Below are 17,654 nucleotides of genomic sequence, written 5' to 3'. Positions count from 1 at the left end.
CGCGGCAACCCGATGATCGAGCTGCTCGCCTCGGGCGGGCGGGCCATCGGCGACGAGATCCTCGGCCCGCTCAGCGAGCGCAGCGAGGAGGCGCTCACCCTGCGCCGCGCACTGCGCGCCTACCTCGCGACGGGCGGGCGGGCGAATCAGACGGCCAAGGAGCTCGGTGTGCATCGGAACACGTTGCGCAACCGGCTCGAGAAGATCGAGCGGCTGACCGGATCCTCGCTCGCGAGCGCCGACGACCGTGCGGAATTGTGGATGGCCCTGCGCCTGGTCACCGACGCCGACCCTCGACCGGAGGAGGAGCCCGCCTGAGGGGCCGCTCAGGCCTCGTCGATCGGATTCTCGGGATACGGCTCGTGCAGTTCCTTGAGCACTCCCGCGGTGTCCCCGTGCAGCAGGTCGTCGACGACCGCATCGATCGCCCAGGCCTCGTGGGTCCCGTCCGGGAGATCGAGACGGATCCCGGTTTCAGATGCCCGCTTCTTGTCCATACCCTGATGATAACCCCGTGCGTCGCGAACGGCATCGACATTCTCCGCTTCGTGATGTTCGCGTCGAGCAGGCGGTGCGGGATCGCGGATCGACGCCGACGAAGCGAGGCGCCGCGGGAGTGCTCGGATCTGTGAAGCCAATTTCCGGCTCAGGGCGCTAGTACAGCAGGAACTGAGCCGTGCCCGTGCTGTCGACGCCGGCGGCCGTCACCCGCAGGTGATAGGAGGCGCCGTCGGCTCCCACGGGGTCCCGTGCGATGTCGCAGGTCCCGGCGCTCGATCGAGTCCGATCCCACACGATCGCCTCGGTGCTGAGCTTCTGCCCCGGTTCCAGGACGACCGCCCGATGGTCGGGCTGCGTCTGGCAGTCGGTCGAGACCCAGACGCGATCCGATCCGCTCGTCACCTCGAACACCATGCCTGCGGTGCCCAGGTCGGCCGTGCACGGCTTCTTGCCGGTGTTGGCGACCGTGAGCGAGAACTCGGGCTCCTCATCGGCGGCGTAGCTCTCCCGATCCGTGACGGGGACCACTTCGAGCCGCTTCGCTTTGCATTCGGCGACGTCCTCGCTCGCGTCGCCGTCCTCCCCGTCCTCGTCCGCGGGCGCCTGCGTCTCGCTGACGCCGTCGGGGATCTCGACCTTCGAACCCGCATTGGCGCCACCGCTCGAGCCGGGCTTCCAGATGATCAGCGCGACGGCGACGACGATCGCGACCAGTACGGCGAGGGCCAGGATCCGGCGGCGCACATACACGCTCTTGGGCTTCGGCCCCAGGGGATCTCGCCAGCCGGACATGCCCCCAGGGTAGCCGCGCGGCGCACCGCGGGATGCCCGAAACGCCGCTACCCCGCCGCCTCCCAGGCGGTCGGTGCCGGCGTCGGGCGCGGGCAGAACGACGAATGGGCCGGGCGCGTCCGCTCCCGCTCAGAGGCGCTTGAGCATCCGGGTGTTGCCGAGCGTGTTCGGCTTGACCCGGGCGAGGTCCAGGAACTCCGCCACGCCTTCGTCGTGCGACCGCAGCAGCTCCGCGTAGACCTCGGCAGCGACGAGCTGCGTGTCCTCGCCCACGGCCTCGAAGCCGTGCCTGGCGAAGAAGTCGACTTCGAAGGTCAGGCAGAACAACTGGCTGAGCCCGAGGTCGACCGCACGCCGCTCGAGCGCGCAGATCAGGCGGTGCCCGACGCCACGGCCGAGCCACCCCTCCGCGACGCCGAGGGTGCGCACCTCGCCCAGCTGCTCCCACATCACGTGCAGTGCGCCGTAGCCGATCACGCGATCCTCGCCGTCGACCGCCACCACGAACTCCTGCACGGCCCCGTAGAGCTCGACGAGATCCTTGCCGAGCAGGATCCGCCGCTCCACCAGCGGCGTCATCAGCGCGACCATGGCCGCCACGTCCCGGGTCTGCGCCGGCCGTACGCTCACCGTGCTCGTATCAGTCATGGAGAGAGTCTAGTGCGGCCGGCCGGCCCTCTCGTCACCCCCTCCCACGCGCAAGTGCTCAGTAGCGACGGGTCGGATCGTGCCGAACCCGGTACTACTGAGCACTTGCCGTTGGGGAGTGCGCAGGGGCGGGGTTACTCCGAAACCGTCGAGGGGCCCCCGGCGGTCGACGCGACCGCCGCCGCGGCCGACGCGGAGGCCGCGCCGTGATCCTTGCCCCGGCTCTCGGTCGTGAAGGCGAACTCGCCGTCGACGAAGTCGACCTTCACCGTGTCGCCGGCCAGCAGCTCGGCGCCGAGGATCCGCTCGGACAGGCGATCCTCCACCTCGTGCTGGATCGCGCGGCGCAGCGGGCGGGCGCCCAGCGTCGGGTCGTATCCGATCTCGGCGAGACGCTCGCGCGCGGCCTGCGAGACCTCGATGTGGATGTCGCGATCGAGCAGCCGTTCGCGCAGCCCCTTGACGAAGAGGTCCACGATCTGCAGCAGCTCGTCCTTCGACAGCTGCGGGAACACGATCGTGTCGTCCACACGGTTCAGGAACTCGGGCTTGAAGTGCTTCTTCAGCTCCTCGTTGACCTTGCCCTTCATCGTCTCGTAGCCGACCTGGCTGTTGCCCTCGACCTGGAAGCCCACCGGGCCGCCGGCGATCGCGGTCGAGCCGAGGTTGGTCGTCATGATGATGACCGTGTTCTTGAAGTCGACCACGCGGCCCTGACCGTCGGTCATGCGCCCCTCTTCGAGGATCTGCAGCAGCGAGTTGAAGATGTCGGGGTGCGCCTTCTCGATCTCGTCGAAGAGCACGACCGAGAACGGCTTGCGGCGCACCTTCTCGGTGAGCTGGCCGCCCTCCTCGAAGCCGACGAACCCGGGAGGCGCGCCGAAGAGTCGCGACACCGTGTGCTTCTCGCCGTACTCCGACATGTCGAGCGAGATCAGCGCGTCCTCGTCGTCGAACAGGAACTCCGCGAGCGCTTTCGCGAGCTCGGTCTTGCCGACGCCGGTCGGGCCGGCGAAGATGAACGAGCCCGACGGGCGCTTCGGGTCCTTGAGCCCTGCGCGCTGGCGGCGGATCGTCTTCGCGAGCGCCGAGATGGCCTCGTTCTGGCCGATGACCCGGCGGTGCAGGGCCTCCTCCATGAAGCGCAGGCGGGCCGTCTCCTCCTCGGTCAGTTTGAAGACCGGGATGCCCGTGGCCTGAGCCAGCACCTCGGCGATCAGTCCCTCGTCGACCTCGGCGGCGGTCGCCACGTCGCCCTTGCGCCACTGCTTCTCGAGGCGCAGGCGCTCGGCGATCAGCTTCTTCTCCTCGTCGCGCAGCGACGCGGCCTTCTCGAAGTCCTGATCCTCGATCGCGCGCTCCTTGTCGGCGCGCACGACCGCGATCTTCTCGTCGAACTCGCGCAGCTCGGGCGGGCTCGACAGGATCGAGAGGCGCAGCCGGGCGCCGGCCTCGTCGATCAGGTCGATCGCCTTGTCGGGCAGGAAGCGATCCTGCACGTAGCGATCCGCCAGGTTCACCGCGGCGACGATCGCGCCGTCGGTGATCGACACCTTATGGTGCGCCTCGTAGCGGTCGCGCAGACCCTTCAGAATGTTGATGGCGTGCGGCAGGCTCGGCTCGTTGACCATCACCGACTGGAAGCGGCGCTCGAGCGCGGCATCCTTCTCGAAGTGCTTGCGGAACTCGTCGAGCGTGGTCGCGCCGATGGTCTGCAGCTCGCCGCGGGCGAGCATCGGCTTCAGGATGTTCGCCGCGTCGATCGCGCCCTCGGCCGCGCCGGCGCCGACGAGCGTGTGGATCTCGTCGATGAAGATGATGATGTCGCCGCGGTTGCGGATCTCCTTGGTGACCTTCTTCAGGCGCTCCTCGAAGTCGCCGCGGTAGCGGCTGCCCGCGATCAGCGACGAGAGGTCGAGGATGTAGAGCTGCTTGTCCTTCAGGGTCTCGGGCACCTCGCCCTTGACGATGGCCTGGGCCAGCCCCTCCACGACGGCGGTCTTGCCGACGCCGGGCTCGCCGATCAGCACGGGGTTGTTCTTCGAGCGGCGCGAGAGGATCTGCATGACCCGCTCGACCTCCTTCTCGCGGCCGATCACGGGATCGAGCTTGCCCTCGCGGGCGGCCTGGGTGAGGTTGCGGCCGAACTGGTCGAGCACCTGCGAGCCCTTGGCATCGCTGCCCGCGGCCTCGGCGCCGCCGACGCTCACGGTCTCCTTGCCGGCCTGGTAGCCGGAGAGGAGCTGGATCACGGTCTGGCGCACGCGGTTCAGATCGGCGCCGAGCTTGACGAGCACCTGTGCGGCGACCCCCTCGCCCTCGCGCAGCAGGCCGAGCAGGATGTGCTCGGTGCCGATGTAGTTGTGGCCGAGCTGCAGCGCCTCGCGGAGGCTGAGCTCGAGCACCTTCTTGGCGCGCGGGGTGAACGGGATGTGACCGGCGGGCGGCTGCTGGCCGGTGCCGATGATGTCGGTGACCTGCTCGCGCACGGCGTCGAGCGAGATCTCGAGCTGCTCCAGGGCCTTCGCGGCGACGCCCTCGCCCTCGTGGATGAGGCCGAGCAGGATGTGCTCCGTGCCGATGTAGTTGTGGTTGAGCATCTTCGCCTCTTCCTGGGCAAGCACAACCACCCGGCGGGCGCGATCCGTGAATCTCTCGAACATCTCAATTACCTCCTGCAGCCGGGGTCGCGTCGTCGGTGCGATCCCGGTCGGTGTTTCCAGGCTACGGGGTGGTGGGCCGTCGCGGTGCCGTGTTCGCCGCAGGCGTGACGAGATCTTGACAATCCGATCGGCCGCCTCGATACTTATCGAAAAGCGATAATAACGATATTCGATAAGCACTGCTCGTTACCGCGCTCCACCGCTCAACCACCGTTCGGAGGCCGTCATGTCGATCGAGAACCGGAACGCCGCCCCCACCGCAGGGCGGGTCGGGCGATCCATCACCGCGATCATCGCGCTCGCCATCGGCTCCCTGCTGCTCCTGGGCGCACTCGTCTCCGCGATCCCGATGATGCTGAGCCACTTCACCGACCTCTGGAACGGCTTCGCCGACCTCTCGACGGCACGTCTGCCGTTCGAGCAGGATCCGAACACGCTCGACGGCGAGTCATCCGCCGCCTACGCCGGCGTGCTGCTCACGAGCGGCGATCCCCTCACCGCTCCGCGGCTGCTGCAATCGGCGCAGACCGCACTCACCCTCCTCGTAGTCGTCGCCGGCAGCCTGGCGGCGATCCTGCTCGCGATCCGGCTGCTGCGGCGCCGGCCCTTCGCCCGGCATCTGCGCTGGAGCCTCCTCGTACTCGGGCTGCTCGTGATGGTGCTCGCGACCGTCGGCCCCCAGCTCGAGGCTCTCGCCGTCGACATCGCAGCGGAGGATCTCGGCTACGCGATCTACCAGCGCGACGGCGACGGCATCCTCACCTCGACGACCCCCGACTCGATCATGCAGAACCTCTGGGATCCGATCTGGGTCGTCGGACGCTTCGACCTGATCCTGCTCCTCGTGGGCGGCATGGTCGCCATGTTCGGCTTCCTCCTCTCCGACGGCGAGCGCGCCCAGCGCGAGACCGACGGCCTCGTCTAGGTCGCCGATCGAAGCCTCTCCGACGAACCGCTCCAGCCCCCACCCCGACCCGCTCCGACCTGAAGGATCGACATCGTGTCCGCGATCAACGCCCCCGTCATCATGATCATGGTGCTGCTCCTCGCCGCAGCCGCGCTGGCCATCGTCCTGGCGGCCCGGAAGTCCCGAGCCGGGGGCACCGGCGACCCCGTCATTCGCATCACGATGGTCATCGCGATCGTCTGGGCCGCGTTCGCGACGGTCGGCGCGACGTTCAACGCGATCGCGATCCTCGACCCCGGCTCCGGCACCTCGATCACCTTTCCGGTCCGACCGTTCTGGCCGGAGCAGCCCGAGGGCCTGGAACTCGACGGCATGACGGCCGCATTCGACGGCGTTTTCACGCAGGTCACCGCCGTCGTCACCGGGCTGACCCTGGGCCCACGCATCTGCTGGGCGATCAGCCAGATGCTCTGGTGGTTGATCCCGGGCGTCATCGCCGCGCTCATCGCCCTCGCCTGCCGCGAACTGCGCGCCGGCCGCGCCTTCGCGCCGGTGGTCGCCAGGATGGCGATGGTGACGGCGGTGGTCGTCGCGCTCGGGGGCTTCGCCGCCCAGGTGCTCGGCGACATCGGCGGCAGCATGGCCGCGACCGAGGCGCTCAGCTGGGACAGCGCGGTCTGGACCGGCGCCACGACGAGCGACGACTTCGCCGCCTTCTGGCCCGAGCCGGACATCCAGATCCAATTGCCCTTCTGGCCGCTCGCGGCCGGGCTCGGATTCGCCGCCCTCGCCGCGATCTTCCGCTACGGCTCCCGGCTGCAGCGCGACCAGGAGGGCCTGGTCTGATGGCGGGCGACGCACACGAGTCCACGACGACGCACACACGAAGGATCAGCATGAACAGCACAACCGGCGCCATCGACGCCAGCGGAGCTCCCGACACGGCCGAAGCCGCCGACGCCATCCGCGCTTCGGCATCCGCTCCCCCGCCCGCCGCCCGTACCGGCCTCATCTTGCTCATCGTCGTGGCCGCACTCGTGGTCGCCGGCTCGGTGTTCTACGGGCTCTGGCTCTCGTTCGCGGCGGGAGTGGACAAGAGCGGCCACTTCGGCTTCGAGGCCTCCTACGCCGCACCGATGATCGGCGACGAGGTCGACGCACCGGTGCTGCCAGGGACCGGCAGCGAAGCGCTGATCGACTACTCGACCGTCACGGTCTCGGCACCGCTCGAACAGCTCCGCGAGCCCCAACTGCTCCTCGCGCTGGCCACAGCGATACCGTTTCTCATCGTGATCGTGGGCGGGCTCGGCGTCATCGCCCTCGCCTGGCGACTGCTCGGATCCAAACCCTTCTCGGGCGCGGCCCGCGGCGTGCTCGCGGCGCTCGGCGTACTCGCGATCCTGAACTCCGCCCTCGTGCCCTGGCTCGAGGCCCGCTCCAGCGCGCGAGCGATCGAGATACTCGCCCTGCCCACGGACGGCACGATGGTGCCCTCGAACCAGCACGGCTGGGTGGTGGCGCCCCACTTCGGCTTCTTGCAGGACGCGTACTGGCCGTACCTGACGCTCGGGGTCCTGCTCATGCTGGTCGCGATCCTCTGGCGGAAGGCGGCCCGCCTGCAACAGGAAACCGAGGGCCTGGTATGAACGCCGCAGCCGAGTACCGGCCTTCGCGCGCCGACCGCATCGGCATCGTCGCGTTCATGATCGCAGGTATCGCGATCCTGGCATGGAGCGCCTACGCGGGCCTGATGCGCGTCATGGAGCTGCTGCTCGGCGAAGACGCGCGCTTCCTCGTGCGATTCCCCGATACGCCGGTCGAGACGCCGCTCGGCGAGGGCGGGGCGCCGGTCGCCCTGCAGCTCGACGCGGCTACGATCGCCGTGCGGCAGATGACGCCCCTCGGCTTCTGGTCGGGAGTCCTCGAACAGTCGGCCTTCTTCGTCGGGCTCGCCACCGTCGTCGTCTGTCTGCTGTTGCTCTCGCGCAGGGCGCTCCGCGGCGAGATCTTCAGTCGGAGCAGCACGGCGCTCGTCGCGATCGCGGGCCTGACCGGGCTCGCCGGCTTCGGCCTCTCCGCGTTCTTCCAAGGGCTGGCCGGCGCCGAGGCCCTGCTCAGCGTCACCGGCGGTGAACTCACGGGGTTCGTCGTCTTCACTCTTGAACCGTTCCACTTCGTCATCGCCGCCTTCGTGACGACTCTTGTCATCAACACCTACGCGGTGGGAGCCCGCATCGAACGCGAGACGGCCGGTCTCATATGAGCCCCGCCGAGCCCGAGGACGGGCATGCGATCCACTGCCGGCTCGACGAGCTACTCGCCGAGCGCGGGATGACGCTGACCGAGCTCAGCGAGCGCGTCGGGGTCAGCCTCGTCAACCTCTCGGTGCTGAAGAACGACCGTGCCCGCGCGATCCGCTTCTCGACGCTCACCGCCATCTGCCGGGCGCTCGACTGCGAAGTCGGTGAACTGCTCGTCATCGACGAGTGAGCCGGGGCTCTTCACTCGCGCGCACTCCCGTCTTCCTTCCCTCCCTCATTCCTTCCCCCTCCCTCATTCCTTCATTCCTTCCTTCCTTCCCTCCCTCATTCCTCCCTTCCCTCTCCCCCTCGCTTATCCCGCCCCGTTTCCTCCCCACCTACTTGCAGTTCGGGCTGATTTCGCAGTTCGGGCGGATGAAACCCACGCAGAACGTCAGCCAGAACTGCGAGATCAGCCCGAACTGCAGCGAAGAAGGCACGATCCAGCCGGAGCAACGCCGCCCATTCGGCGCTCCCAGGTTCCGCGGATCCTCCGCGAGCGGTGAGCTATCCACAAACTCGCCGTCCGAGGCGCGAACAGCGAGAACCTCCGCCACGCTGGATCCATGGACCTGCGAACAGCGCTCAGCCGGACGGAGGGAGTCGCCCGTTCGGCCGAGCTCCTGCGGCTCGGCGTGCGTCGGGTCGAGGTCGACCGCGCGCTCGGATCCGGCGCCGCCATACGTCCGAGGAAGGGCTGGCTCGCGCTCGCCGATGCCGACCCTGACCTGCTCGGCGCGGCACGGCGCGGTGTCGTGCTGAGCTGCATCACCCAGGCCAAACGGCTCGGACTCTGGGTCTTGGAGGAACCGACCCGGCATGTGGCTGCCCGGACGCCGACGTCGCGCGCCGAGGCCCCAGGGTGCGTGATCCATTGGGCGAAGCCGACCGTTCCCCGAATGCCGTGGGTTCTCGAGGATCCGATCGAGAACGTACTCGGATACGTTGCCGTATGCCAGCCCTACGAGGCGGCGCTGGCGGTCTGGGAGTCGGCGCTCCATCAGCAGCTGGTCGCCTACGACCGACTGCGGGCGCTTCCGTATCGGTCCGGCGCGCAGACGCTGCTGCGCGCAAGCACGCCGTTCTCGGATTCCGGCCTCGAAACGCTCGTGGTCTCGCGTTTGCGCTGGTTGCGCATCCGCGTCCTCGCCCAGGCATGGGTGCACGGGCACCGAGTCGACTTCCTCATCGGTGACCGCCTTATCCTGCAACTCGACGGACGAGATCACGTCGGCCGTCAGCGAACCGAGGACAACCGGCTGGATTCCCTGCTCCTCCTGAACGGCTACTCGACGATCAGAGTCGGGTACTCGCAGGTCCTGTACGACTGGCCTGCGGTGCAGCACGAGATCCTGACCGCAGTCGCCCAGGGTCTGCACCTGGTCGCCGCCGCCTGAGCCGACGACGCCGGGCAGTCACGGGTCCGGGCGAGCACTCGGCCGGACCCTCGTCCGCAGTTCTGGCTGATCTCGCAGTTCGGGCGGATAAAACCCATGCAGAACGTCAGCCAGAACTGCGAGATCAGCCCGAACTGCGGCGAGGAGGGTACGAAGCGCGAACCACAGCGAACGGCGAGGAGGGCACGAAGCGCGCAACAGGAGCACGGACGAGCAGCGCGAAGCGGCATTGCGGGGAGGGCCGCCCGAGGAACCGCGAACCTAGGCCGCGCCAGTCTCCAGCGCCCAGGAGGCGGTCTCGAACGCCCGCACCGTCCAGAAGAGCTTCTCGGCGTCCTGCGGCGTCGGCCAGCTCGAGACCTTCACTCCGACCACACCGGTCAGCCGGTTCATGTAGATCATCTGGCCGTGAATGCCGAGCGCCAGCATGACATCCCCGCTCTCGCCGGGGAACCAGAACCCGTTGCGATACATTCCGCCGGGCATGAAGGTCGGCTCCGGCGAACCGGCGAACGCCGCCCGCGAGTCCGGACCGCCGGTGAACGTGTCCGCAACCCACCACTCCGGCAGCACCCGCGCACCGTCGAGCGCGCAGCCGCCGTTCACGTAAAGATGACCGAACCGCGCAAGATCGCGCATCGCCGCCGAGACGCCGCCGTCGAACATCCCCGCACCGACCCCGTCGACGCCCACGTGCGCATCGAACTCGGCACCCATCGGGCGCCACAGCCGCTCCGACATGACCTCCGCCGCATGCGCGCCCGCGGCTCCCTGGATCACGAAGCCGAGCGCATCCGTCTCGCACGACTTGTAGTCGAAAGCACCGCCGTGCGGACCCTTCTGGCCGAGGGTCGCCAGGAAGCCGAGCAGCGTATCCGGAACCCCGGGGTGCCGGCGCGGCGCCCAGCCGATGGCCTCCTCGAGCAACCGCACCTCGGCAGCGTCGTTCAGGTACTCCTCCGAGAAACGCACCCCCGTGCGCATATCGACGAGGTGCCGCACGAGCGCGCCCTCGTAGCCGGAGCCGGCGAGCTCAGGCACGTACGCCGTGACGAGGGTGTCGAGATCCAACTGCTCGCTCTCAGCCAGCAGGCCCGCCACCGTCGCAGTCAGCGATTTCGACACCGACATCAGCAGATGCATCCCGCCGACCCCGAACTCGCCGAGATACTCCTCGCCGACCACCGTGCCGCGGTGCAGGATCATCCAGCCGTCGGTATGCGTCGACGCCATGACCTCGGAGAACGACGCGCTGCGATCCTCCCAGGGATGCATCACCGTCAGACCGCCGATATCGGCGTCGCGCCTGCCGAAGTCGACCGCGCGATCGCCGCGTCGAATCGGGTGCACCGGCAGGAAGTCCTCGATGTGCTGCATCGACCACTGCAGGTAAGGGGCGAACTGCCACTGGTCCAACGGCGGTACCGCGGGCAGTGGGGCAGCGAGCGGCGGCGCAGCAGGTCCCGGGGCAGCAGGTCCAGGTGCGGCCGAGACCGGAGCCGGAAGGATCGGCTCGACCGGGACCGTGATCGCACCGGTGACCGGCGGCGGCTCGTAGACGCCACCGTGATCCGGCGATGCTGTCGCCGAAACGGACCCGCGCTCGGTCTCGAGCGGCAGCGGGACTGCGAGCGGCAGCGGAATCGGGATGGTGTCGATCCCTACCTCGGTTCCGGCCGCGGGCGTCGTCGCGCCTGGTTCAGGCGCCACGGCTCCATCCGGAACGATCGGCGCGGCCCCGGCGGGGGCCGGAGCGTACTCGGAATTCATCCTGGAAGTATCTCACGGGCTACCCCTTGGCCGGTGCAGCCTTCGCGGGCTCCTCCCCGTTCTCGAGGACCGTGGTGAGATACATGCTCCGGATCGCGTCGACGAGGTACTTCGCGTGGAGCGTCAGCCCGCCGTGCTCGGCTTCGAGGTGCGCCTTCGTCAGCAGGATCCCGAGATCGGATCCCTTCCAGCGGTAGTCGCCCGCGTTGTAGATGCGCAGGAAGTAGATCTCCGAATCCGTCCGCAGCGAATGCCAGTCGAGATTCGGGTTGCTGTAGACCAGCGCCCCGTCGTGGCCGATCACGTAGCGGCCGGTGCGCGGGGCCGCCTCGATGCGCTCGACCGTGTTCGCGGTGTGCTTGATCACCATGTGGCTCCACTCGTCCTCGGACGCGAGCTCCTCCCACCGCTGGTTGATCTCATCGATGTCGATCTCGAAGTCGATGCCGGAGTACTCGAGCAGGTGGAACGCGAAGAGCGGCACATCGGCGTACGCGCCCGCGGTCACGTTGGTGATCGCCGAGGCGCCGCTGATCCGAGGATTCAGCTCGCCGAGATAGACGTCGCCGGTGTCCGTGTCCAGCAGCACATCGACCTCGAAGAACCCCCGGTAGCCCTCCTTGCCCAGCCGATCCCCCAGCGTGCGCACGAGTTGCACGGCCGCGTGCCGGCTCGCATCGTCAAGCACGGTCGGGAACATCTCATTGCCGGCCCAGCCGCCCCGGTACGGCGTCAGCTCGCGATGGCCGGTGATCTCTGTCATGCACGGGCCGACCACGGTGCCGTGCCGGGTCAACACGGCCTCGATCGCGATCGGGCGGTTGTTGATCCGCTTCATCACCTTGATCTCGACGCCTGAGACCTCATCCGCGATCGCGGCGAACTCCGCCTCGCTCGTCACGAAGTAGGTCGTTTTGCCCGAGTCGCCGTACGCGGTCTGGATCACCAGATCCTGCCCCAGCCCCGCCGCCTCGGTCTCCTGCACCAGGTCGTCCCAGTCCTCCACGGTCGTGAGGATGTTCGGCACGCTCGGCACGCCCACCGAATCGGCGATCTGGGTCGTGACGATCTTGGAATCGAGTCGCTCACGCAAGGCGTGGCTCGGCAGGATCAGTTCGTAATCGAGCTCTTCGCAGATCCGCTCGGTCTCCTCGTCGAAGAAGACCATGACGATCTGGGGGCGCATCCCGGGCGGGGTGCGCTGCTCGATGTGCGCGCGCACCTCGTGGTTGCGCAGCAGCCAGTTGTTGATCTCCTCGCCGCTCTCGAAGTCGGTGTGCGGCTTGTGGACCGGTGTGAACACGCGCGGATGGGTGCCGTCCCAGCTGTCGTAGTAGGTGATGTAGGAGAAACCGCGCACCCAGCGGTCGAGGCCCAGCAGGTTGAACGCGGTCGCCCCGACGAAGAAGACGGGGGCCTCGCTCGTCCGCAGGTAGTGGCGGATCTCGGAGATGTTCTTCAGCTTCGTGAACTTGCTGCGACCGATCGTGATGGGGCCGGTCTTGGGCCCCTTCCGCGGCCGACGCCGCAGGATGCGCTCCGCCGTCGCGTCCCCGTCGGGCGTCGCGCCCGTGAACCCGCCGCCTTTGATCCCGCCACCCTTGATCCCGCCGCCTTTCGCCGTGCTCGGCGGCTTCGCCGCCCCGCCCTTCGCCGTCGACTGGCTCTTGGACGCGGCCGGCTTCGCTACCTCGGTCGCCGACTCCGGCACCGACTCCGGCATTGTCTCCGCCGCTGCCTCGGTCCGAGCTTCGGCGGCCGTCGCGGTTTCCTTCGCCCGCGTGCTCGTCGCCTTGCTGCCGGTCGCTGCCGACTTCGCTGCCGTCTTCGTCGCTGTTCTCGTCGCCGCCTTCGTCGACCGCGTCGGCTTCGCGGTCGATCTCGCGGCCCTGGTCCCAGCCGACTTCGCGGTCGCGGACTTCGCGGTCGCGGGTTTCGCGGCCGCTGATTTCTCGGCCTTCGCCGCGGGCCTCGTGGTCTTCGCCGCCGCGGATCTCGCCGCCCCGGCGCCGGACTTCGCCGCGGCTTTCTTCTTGGCCGGCTTCGCCGCGGTCTCAGCGGCAGCCGGAGTCGATTTGGAAGCAGTTGTACGCGCCATTGCGTTTCCCTCCGTCGGGTACGGTAGAGGCATATTCGCACGAACTTCGCGGATTGCCAAAACGTGGTTCCGACCCCGGTCGCCGAGCGACTCGGGCGATATCTGGCGCGCGGAATGCGACCCCGGCGGAACGGTACCGACGAGCCGGCACCGACGAACCGGGACCGGCCCGCGCCCGTCGCCTGCCCGCTACTGCAGGGCGGACGTGAGGCGCGCGAGCCCGTCGAGCAGCTGCCACCGCAACGGCTGCCGCGACCACTCCTCTCGAGTGAGCTCCCGCGAGTTCTGGTGGTAGAAGGCGGTCACCGCGTCGAGGTCGCGCACGAAATCTCGGCCGTGCACGACCATCGAGACCTCCATGTTGAGGTTGAAGGAGCGCTGGTCCATGTTCGACGAGCCCACCACCGCGACGCGGTCGTCGATGGTGAAGTGCTTCGAGTGCAGGATGAACGGCGGCTTGTACATGAAGATGCGCACGCCTGCGGTCAGCAGTTCCTCGTAGTAGGAACGCTGCGCGTGGTAGACGACGGCCTGATCCCCGATCTCGGAGACGAAGAGCTCGACCTCGACTCCGCGCGCCGTCGCCGCACGCAGCGCATGCATGATCGCCCCCTCGGGGATGAAGTAGGGGCTGGTGATGCTGATCCGGTGCTCCGCCGTGTACAGCAGCGAGACGAATACCTGCAGGTTGTTCTCGCCGCCGAACCCCGGCCCGCTCGGCAGCACCTGGCAGTCGGTCTCCCCGGGCTGATCGACGCTCAACGCCTCGAGCGCGTCGAGTCCCAGCGCCTCACCGGTCTCGACGTACCAATCGCTCAGGAACACGGCTTCGAGCCCGAGCGCGGCCGGCCCCTCGACCCGCACCATCAGGTCGCGCCAGTGCAGACCGCGGCGCCGGTTCGAGGGCTTGTTGTAGCTGGAGTCCACGAGGTTCTGCGACCCCATCAGGCCCAGCCGGCCGTCGACGACGATCAGTTTGCGGTGGTTGCGCAGATCCGGCCGCTGCCACTCGCCCCGCCAGGGGCGCACGGGCAGCATGTAGGCCCACCGCGCGCCGATCTCGTCGAGCTTTCGTCGCGTCCGCTTCGCGCCCGGGTTGCGGACGGCCGAGATGTGGTCGAGCAGCACCCGCACCTCGACGCCCCGGGCCGCGGCCTCGCGCATGGCTTCGAAGACATCGGCGGTGGTCTCGTCGTAGACGAGGATGTAGAACTCGACGTGCACGTAGTGCTCGGCGCTGCGGATCGCATCCGCCATCATCGCGAAGCAGCCCTCGTAGTCGATCGAGATGGTGGTCGCATTCCCGCTGACCATGGGCTGCGCGCCGAGCGAGCGGCCGAGGACCACGGCGTTGCGGATCCCCGGCGCGAGCGTCGAGAGCGGTGTGCCGAGCTTCGCCTCCTCTCGATCGGCGACCTCGCCGATCAGACGGGTGGCCTCGTCCTGCCGGCGGCGGCGTTTCGCGGGCAGCCGGTTGCCGCCGATCAGCATGAAGAACAGCAGGCCGGGGATCGGGAACAGGAAGATGGCCATCAGCCAGGCCATGCCGGCCGTAGGCCGGCGATTGCGCGGCACGACGAAGAGCGCCACGATTCGGATCAGGTTGTCGACGACGAGCGTCGCCACCGCCCACACCCACGGCCAGTCGAGCGTCGCCCAGAACCCTGTGTCGGTCTGGCCGACAAGCGTTCCGAACGTATGCATGAGCACATTCTATGGGTGGCCTCGGACACTCGACCGGCGCGCGCGGAAGCGTCGCTTCGGCGGCCTGCCGAAACAGGGCAAGAGCCGCTCGGAATCCGGCCGCTGCGCTCCGCAGTCGACCCGAGCTTCAGGAGTCGTCGCGCGCCGGGAGCCCCAGACGCTCGCGCTCCTTGGCCTCCATCTCGCGGTAGATGCGGCGCTCGTTCCGATCGGCGCGAAGGATGAACCGCAGCACGACCGCGAACAGAAGGCCGATCAGCACGGTCGGCGTCACCGACCAGAGCGCGTTCACCCACCAGTTGTCCATGATGCCCGAGTCTACCGCCCGAATCTCGGCGCAAGATGGGAGCCTGGCGGGAACCCGAGGTGCCGGGGTACTGGACGCCCGGCCGATAGTCTGTGGCCATGAGTGAACGCTGGCGCGAGGTGGCCGCGGCGACGGGCCTGGCCGCAGCCGACGGATCGACGAGGCCGACCATCTTCGCGGAGATGAGCGCCCTCGCCGCGCGGACCGGTGCCGCGAATCTGGGCCAGGGGTTCCCCGACGAGGACGGCCCGGAGTGGATCCGCGAGGCCGCGATCGCGGCGATCCGCGACGGCGGCAACCAGTACCCGCCCGGTCGGGGCGCAGCCGAACTGCGCGCGGCTATCGCCGAGCATCAGCGTCGCCGGTATGGCATCGAGCTCGACGCCGAGCGCGAAGTGCTGGTCACGGCCGGTGCGACCGAGGCACTCACCGCCGCGATCCTCGCGCTCGCCGGGCCCGGCGACGAGGTGCTCACGCTGGAACCCTTCTACGACTCGCACGCCGCCGCCATCGCCCTGGCGGGAGCCCGTCACGTCACCGTGCCACTCGTGCCGACCGTCGAGGGATTCCGCCTCGACCTCGAGGCGCTCCGCCGTGCAGTCTCGCCGCGCACGCGGGTGATCCTGGTCAACACCCCGCACAATCCGACCGGCACCGTGCTCACCGGCGACGAGCTGTCAGCCATCGCCGCCGCCGCGGAGCGCGTCGACGCCGTCGTCGTGACGGACGAGGTCTACGAGCACCTCACCTTCGACGGCGCGAGGCACCTCCCGATCGCGACGCTCCCCGGGATGCGGGAGCGCACCCTCACCGTCTCCTCCGCCGGCAAGACCTTCTCGCTGACCGGCTGGAAGATCGGCTGGGCGACCGGACCGGCTCGGCTCGTCGAGGCTGTACTCACCGTCAAACAGTTCCTCACCTACTCGGGCGGAGCGCCGTTCCAGCCCGCCATCGCCCGCGCGCTCACCGAGGGCGACGCCGACGTCGCGGCGCTGCAGACCGTGCTCGATGCGCGTCGCGAGCTGTTGATCCACGGACTGCACGACGCCGGTTTCGCGACCGTGCGGCCTGAAGGCACGTATTTCGTCTGCGCTGATGCTTCGCCGTTCATCGACGGCGAACGAGCCGACGCTTCACCGCCCATCAACGGCGAACGAGCCGATGGCTCACCGTTCACCAGTGCAGAGGTGCGGAACGGGGCCGACTTCGCGAGATGGCTGACGGAGCACGCGGGCGTCGCCTGCATTCCGCTCTCGGCATTCTGCCGCGAAGGATCCGCGACCGCCGAAGCGCTCGCGAACTGGGTGCGCTTCACCTTCGTCAAGGATGAGACGACGATCCGCACCGCGATCGAACGGCTCGGCGAGCTGCGCTGAGGCGCGCTTCACCGCCGCTCCGAATTCTGCGACTCAGACATAGGCCCTCGCGCAGAATGACGAGAGGGGACGGCCCGATTCCCCGGCCTCTCACTCGTGCCGCGGGTCGCGGATCGCGGCTTGGAAGAGCGGCCAGCCCGTCTCGTCGTGCACGATGGTGAAGAGGAACGGACGGTCGAAGGCGATCGTCTCATCGACCATCGTCAGCGAAACCTTCATGACGCCGAGCTCGGTCACCGCGGCGGCGACGGTGCCCGCCTCGTCGACGCGCAGCACGGCCTGCTGGAAGGCCTGGCCGACGCAGAGCGGCCCATCGCCGATGCCCGAGAGGTCGACGCCGGGGTTGCCGCAGACCGTCGAGCCGAGACCCGCGCGCTCGAAGATGCCGCTCTCGATCAGATCGAGCGGCTCGTCGGCGGGGATGTCGAGGGTCGGCAGCGAGAGCGCGAGCCGGATCGGCTGCGCGGCGCCCAGCTTCTCCGCGGCCTGCGCCAGCAGCCCCGGGATGGCCGCTGCGGGGTCGGTACCGCGGGGCGGCAGCAGCAGATCTGCGTGGGCGCCCTCACTGTACGGCAGTCGCACGGCGATCCAGCCGCCGTCGAGTTCGGCGTAGGCGAACTCGCCCGGGCTCATGGTCATCGTCTCGACCTCGACGCTGCTGCCGTCACTGAGCACGAAGGGCAGATCCATGGTGCGGTTCCCATCGAACGGGGTCCGCCATTTCGCGGCGAAGAGGATCGCGTTCTGCAGCACCAGCTCGAGATCGGGGTCGGGCTGGATCGCCGACTCTTCGACAAGCCCGCCCGTGTGCTCGTTCACCCAGGCGTCGAGCACCTTCTTGCCGGCGTCGCTGCTGAGATCGGCGCTCTGCATACCGGCGTCGAAGCCGTCGGCGAGCGCATCGACGAAGCTCTGCCGAACCTCGAATCCCTCGTTCACCACGAGATTGTTCGCAAGGTGCAGGATGGGCCGCTCGGGCAGTTCGTCGCCGACGGCCTCCGCCGGGTCGCCCTCGAGCTCGCGCACCGAGCGCTGCAGCGCGGCGAAGGCGTCGCGCCGATCCTCCCCCGTCGCGCCAAGTGCCGCTTCGAGGTCTTCCAGGCTCCGCCCCTTCGCACCTTCGGTGAGCATCGCGAGCGCCGTCGCGAGGCCGGCCGGCGACACCACGACGTTGCCCTCGTGCGGGGCGGC

General features: G+C 68.8%; 18 protein-coding genes. 8 read left to right on the top strand and 10 right to left on the bottom strand.

Going from position 1 to position 17,654, the window contains the following annotated elements; translation table 11 throughout:
- The coding region (locus ACFPZL_RS04005; RefSeq protein ID WP_382334743.1) for a PucR family transcriptional regulator at positions 1–318 on the top strand (318 nt) is incomplete at its 5' end.
- An 8-nt stretch (positions 319–326) separates the two neighbouring features.
- Here ACFPZL_RS04005 and ACFPZL_RS04000 read toward each other — a convergent pair.
- From ACFPZL_RS04000 to ACFPZL_RS03985, 4 genes are all read right to left on the bottom strand, one after another.
- A complete protein-coding gene (locus ACFPZL_RS04000) occupies positions 327–497 on the bottom strand; it encodes a hypothetical protein (RefSeq protein WP_218114386.1) in 171 nt (56 codons plus the stop codon).
- Between the two features lie 157 nt (positions 498–654).
- Positions 655–1,293, bottom strand: a complete 639-nt coding sequence (locus tag ACFPZL_RS03995) for a hypothetical protein (RefSeq protein ID WP_218114385.1) — start codon at positions 1,291–1,293, stop codon at positions 655–657.
- Between the two features lie 129 nt (positions 1,294–1,422).
- Positions 1,423–1,941, bottom strand: coding sequence for an amino-acid N-acetyltransferase (locus ACFPZL_RS03990; protein ID WP_218114384.1), 519 nt, complete (start codon positions 1,939–1,941; stop codon positions 1,423–1,425).
- A 134-nt stretch (positions 1,942–2,075) separates the two neighbouring features.
- Positions 2,076–4,604: an ATP-dependent Clp protease ATP-binding subunit gene (locus ACFPZL_RS03985; protein WP_218114383.1), complete on the bottom strand. Its 2,529-nt coding sequence runs from the start codon at positions 4,602–4,604 to the stop codon at positions 2,076–2,078.
- Between the two features lie 226 nt (positions 4,605–4,830).
- Here ACFPZL_RS03985 and ACFPZL_RS03980 point away from each other — a divergent pair, with 226 nt between their 5' ends.
- The 5 genes from ACFPZL_RS03980 (at position 4,831) to ACFPZL_RS03960 (ending at position 8,001) form a co-directional block, all read left to right on the top strand.
- Positions 4,831–5,529, top strand: coding sequence for a hypothetical protein (locus tag ACFPZL_RS03980; protein ID WP_218114382.1), 699 nt, complete (start codon positions 4,831–4,833; stop codon positions 5,527–5,529).
- 75 nt (positions 5,530–5,604) lie between these two features.
- A complete protein-coding gene (locus tag ACFPZL_RS03975; protein WP_218114381.1) occupies positions 5,605–6,357 on the top strand; it encodes a hypothetical protein in 753 nt (250 codons plus the stop codon).
- 50 nt (positions 6,358–6,407) lie between these two features.
- Positions 6,408–7,157 carry a hypothetical protein gene (locus ACFPZL_RS03970; RefSeq protein WP_218114380.1) on the top strand — a complete coding sequence of 250 codons (750 nt, stop codon included), beginning with the start codon at positions 6,408–6,410 and terminating at the stop codon, positions 7,155–7,157.
- Complete coding sequence (locus ACFPZL_RS03965) at positions 7,154–7,774, top strand: hypothetical protein (protein ID WP_218114379.1); 621 nt, start codon at positions 7,154–7,156, stop codon at positions 7,772–7,774. Before ACFPZL_RS03970 ends, ACFPZL_RS03965 begins: the two co-directional genes overlap by 4 nt.
- Positions 7,771–8,001 carry a helix-turn-helix domain-containing protein gene (locus ACFPZL_RS03960; RefSeq protein ID WP_218114378.1) on the top strand — a complete coding sequence of 77 codons (231 nt, stop codon included), beginning with the start codon at positions 7,771–7,773 and terminating at the stop codon, positions 7,999–8,001. The genes ACFPZL_RS03965 and ACFPZL_RS03960 overlap by 4 nt, the downstream gene beginning before the upstream one ends.
- A 148-nt stretch (positions 8,002–8,149) precedes the next feature.
- Here the strand turns inward: ACFPZL_RS03960 and ACFPZL_RS03955 are convergent, their stop codons facing one another.
- A complete protein-coding gene (locus ACFPZL_RS03955) occupies positions 8,150–8,368 on the bottom strand; it encodes a hypothetical protein (protein WP_218115953.1) in 219 nt (72 codons plus the stop codon).
- 9 nt (positions 8,369–8,377) lie between these two features.
- Here ACFPZL_RS03955 and ACFPZL_RS03950 point away from each other — a divergent pair, with 9 nt between their 5' ends.
- Complete coding sequence (locus tag ACFPZL_RS03950; protein ID WP_218115954.1) at positions 8,378–9,208, top strand: DUF559 domain-containing protein; 831 nt, start codon at positions 8,378–8,380, stop codon at positions 9,206–9,208.
- A 261-nt stretch (positions 9,209–9,469) separates the two neighbouring features.
- On the opposite strand, the gene ACFPZL_RS03945 is transcribed toward ACFPZL_RS03950, so the two are convergent.
- The 4 genes from ACFPZL_RS03945 to ACFPZL_RS03930 all read right to left on the bottom strand — a co-directional run bounded on the left by ACFPZL_RS03945 (position 9,470) and on the right by ACFPZL_RS03930 (position 15,087).
- Positions 9,470–10,978 (bottom strand): serine hydrolase domain-containing protein, encoded by a 1,509-nt coding sequence (locus ACFPZL_RS03945; RefSeq protein ID WP_236022093.1) that lies wholly within the window; start codon positions 10,976–10,978, stop codon positions 9,470–9,472.
- A 19-nt stretch (positions 10,979–10,997) separates the two neighbouring features.
- Entirely contained in the window at positions 10,998–13,076 is a 2,079-nt protein-coding gene (locus ACFPZL_RS03940) for an ATP-binding protein (RefSeq protein ID WP_218115955.1), read from the bottom strand.
- 189 nt (positions 13,077–13,265) lie between these two features.
- Positions 13,266–14,780, bottom strand: a complete 1,515-nt coding sequence (cls, locus tag ACFPZL_RS03935; protein WP_218115956.1) for a cardiolipin synthase — start codon at positions 14,778–14,780, stop codon at positions 13,266–13,268.
- 127 nt (positions 14,781–14,907) lie between these two features.
- Positions 14,908–15,087: a hypothetical protein gene (locus tag ACFPZL_RS03930; protein ID WP_218115957.1), complete on the bottom strand. Its 180-nt coding sequence runs from the start codon at positions 15,085–15,087 to the stop codon at positions 14,908–14,910.
- 98 nt (positions 15,088–15,185) lie between these two features.
- Here ACFPZL_RS03930 and ACFPZL_RS03925 point away from each other — a divergent pair, with 98 nt between their 5' ends.
- Positions 15,186–16,463: an aminotransferase class I/II-fold pyridoxal phosphate-dependent enzyme gene (locus ACFPZL_RS03925; protein ID WP_218115958.1), complete on the top strand. Its 1,278-nt coding sequence runs from the start codon at positions 15,186–15,188 to the stop codon at positions 16,461–16,463.
- A 90-nt stretch (positions 16,464–16,553) separates the two neighbouring features.
- Here ACFPZL_RS03925 and ACFPZL_RS03920 read toward each other — a convergent pair.
- A partial coding sequence (locus ACFPZL_RS03920) for a serpin family protein (protein ID WP_382334740.1) occupies positions 16,554–17,654 on the bottom strand: 1,101 nt, incomplete at its 5' end.

The organism is Leucobacter soli (genome assembly GCF_042659205.1).
Lineage (GTDB): Bacteria > Actinomycetota > Actinomycetes > Actinomycetales > Microbacteriaceae > Leucobacter > Leucobacter soli.
The sequence above is the reverse complement of the archived record's forward strand: the minus strand, read 5'-3'. Positions and strand labels throughout refer to the sequence as shown.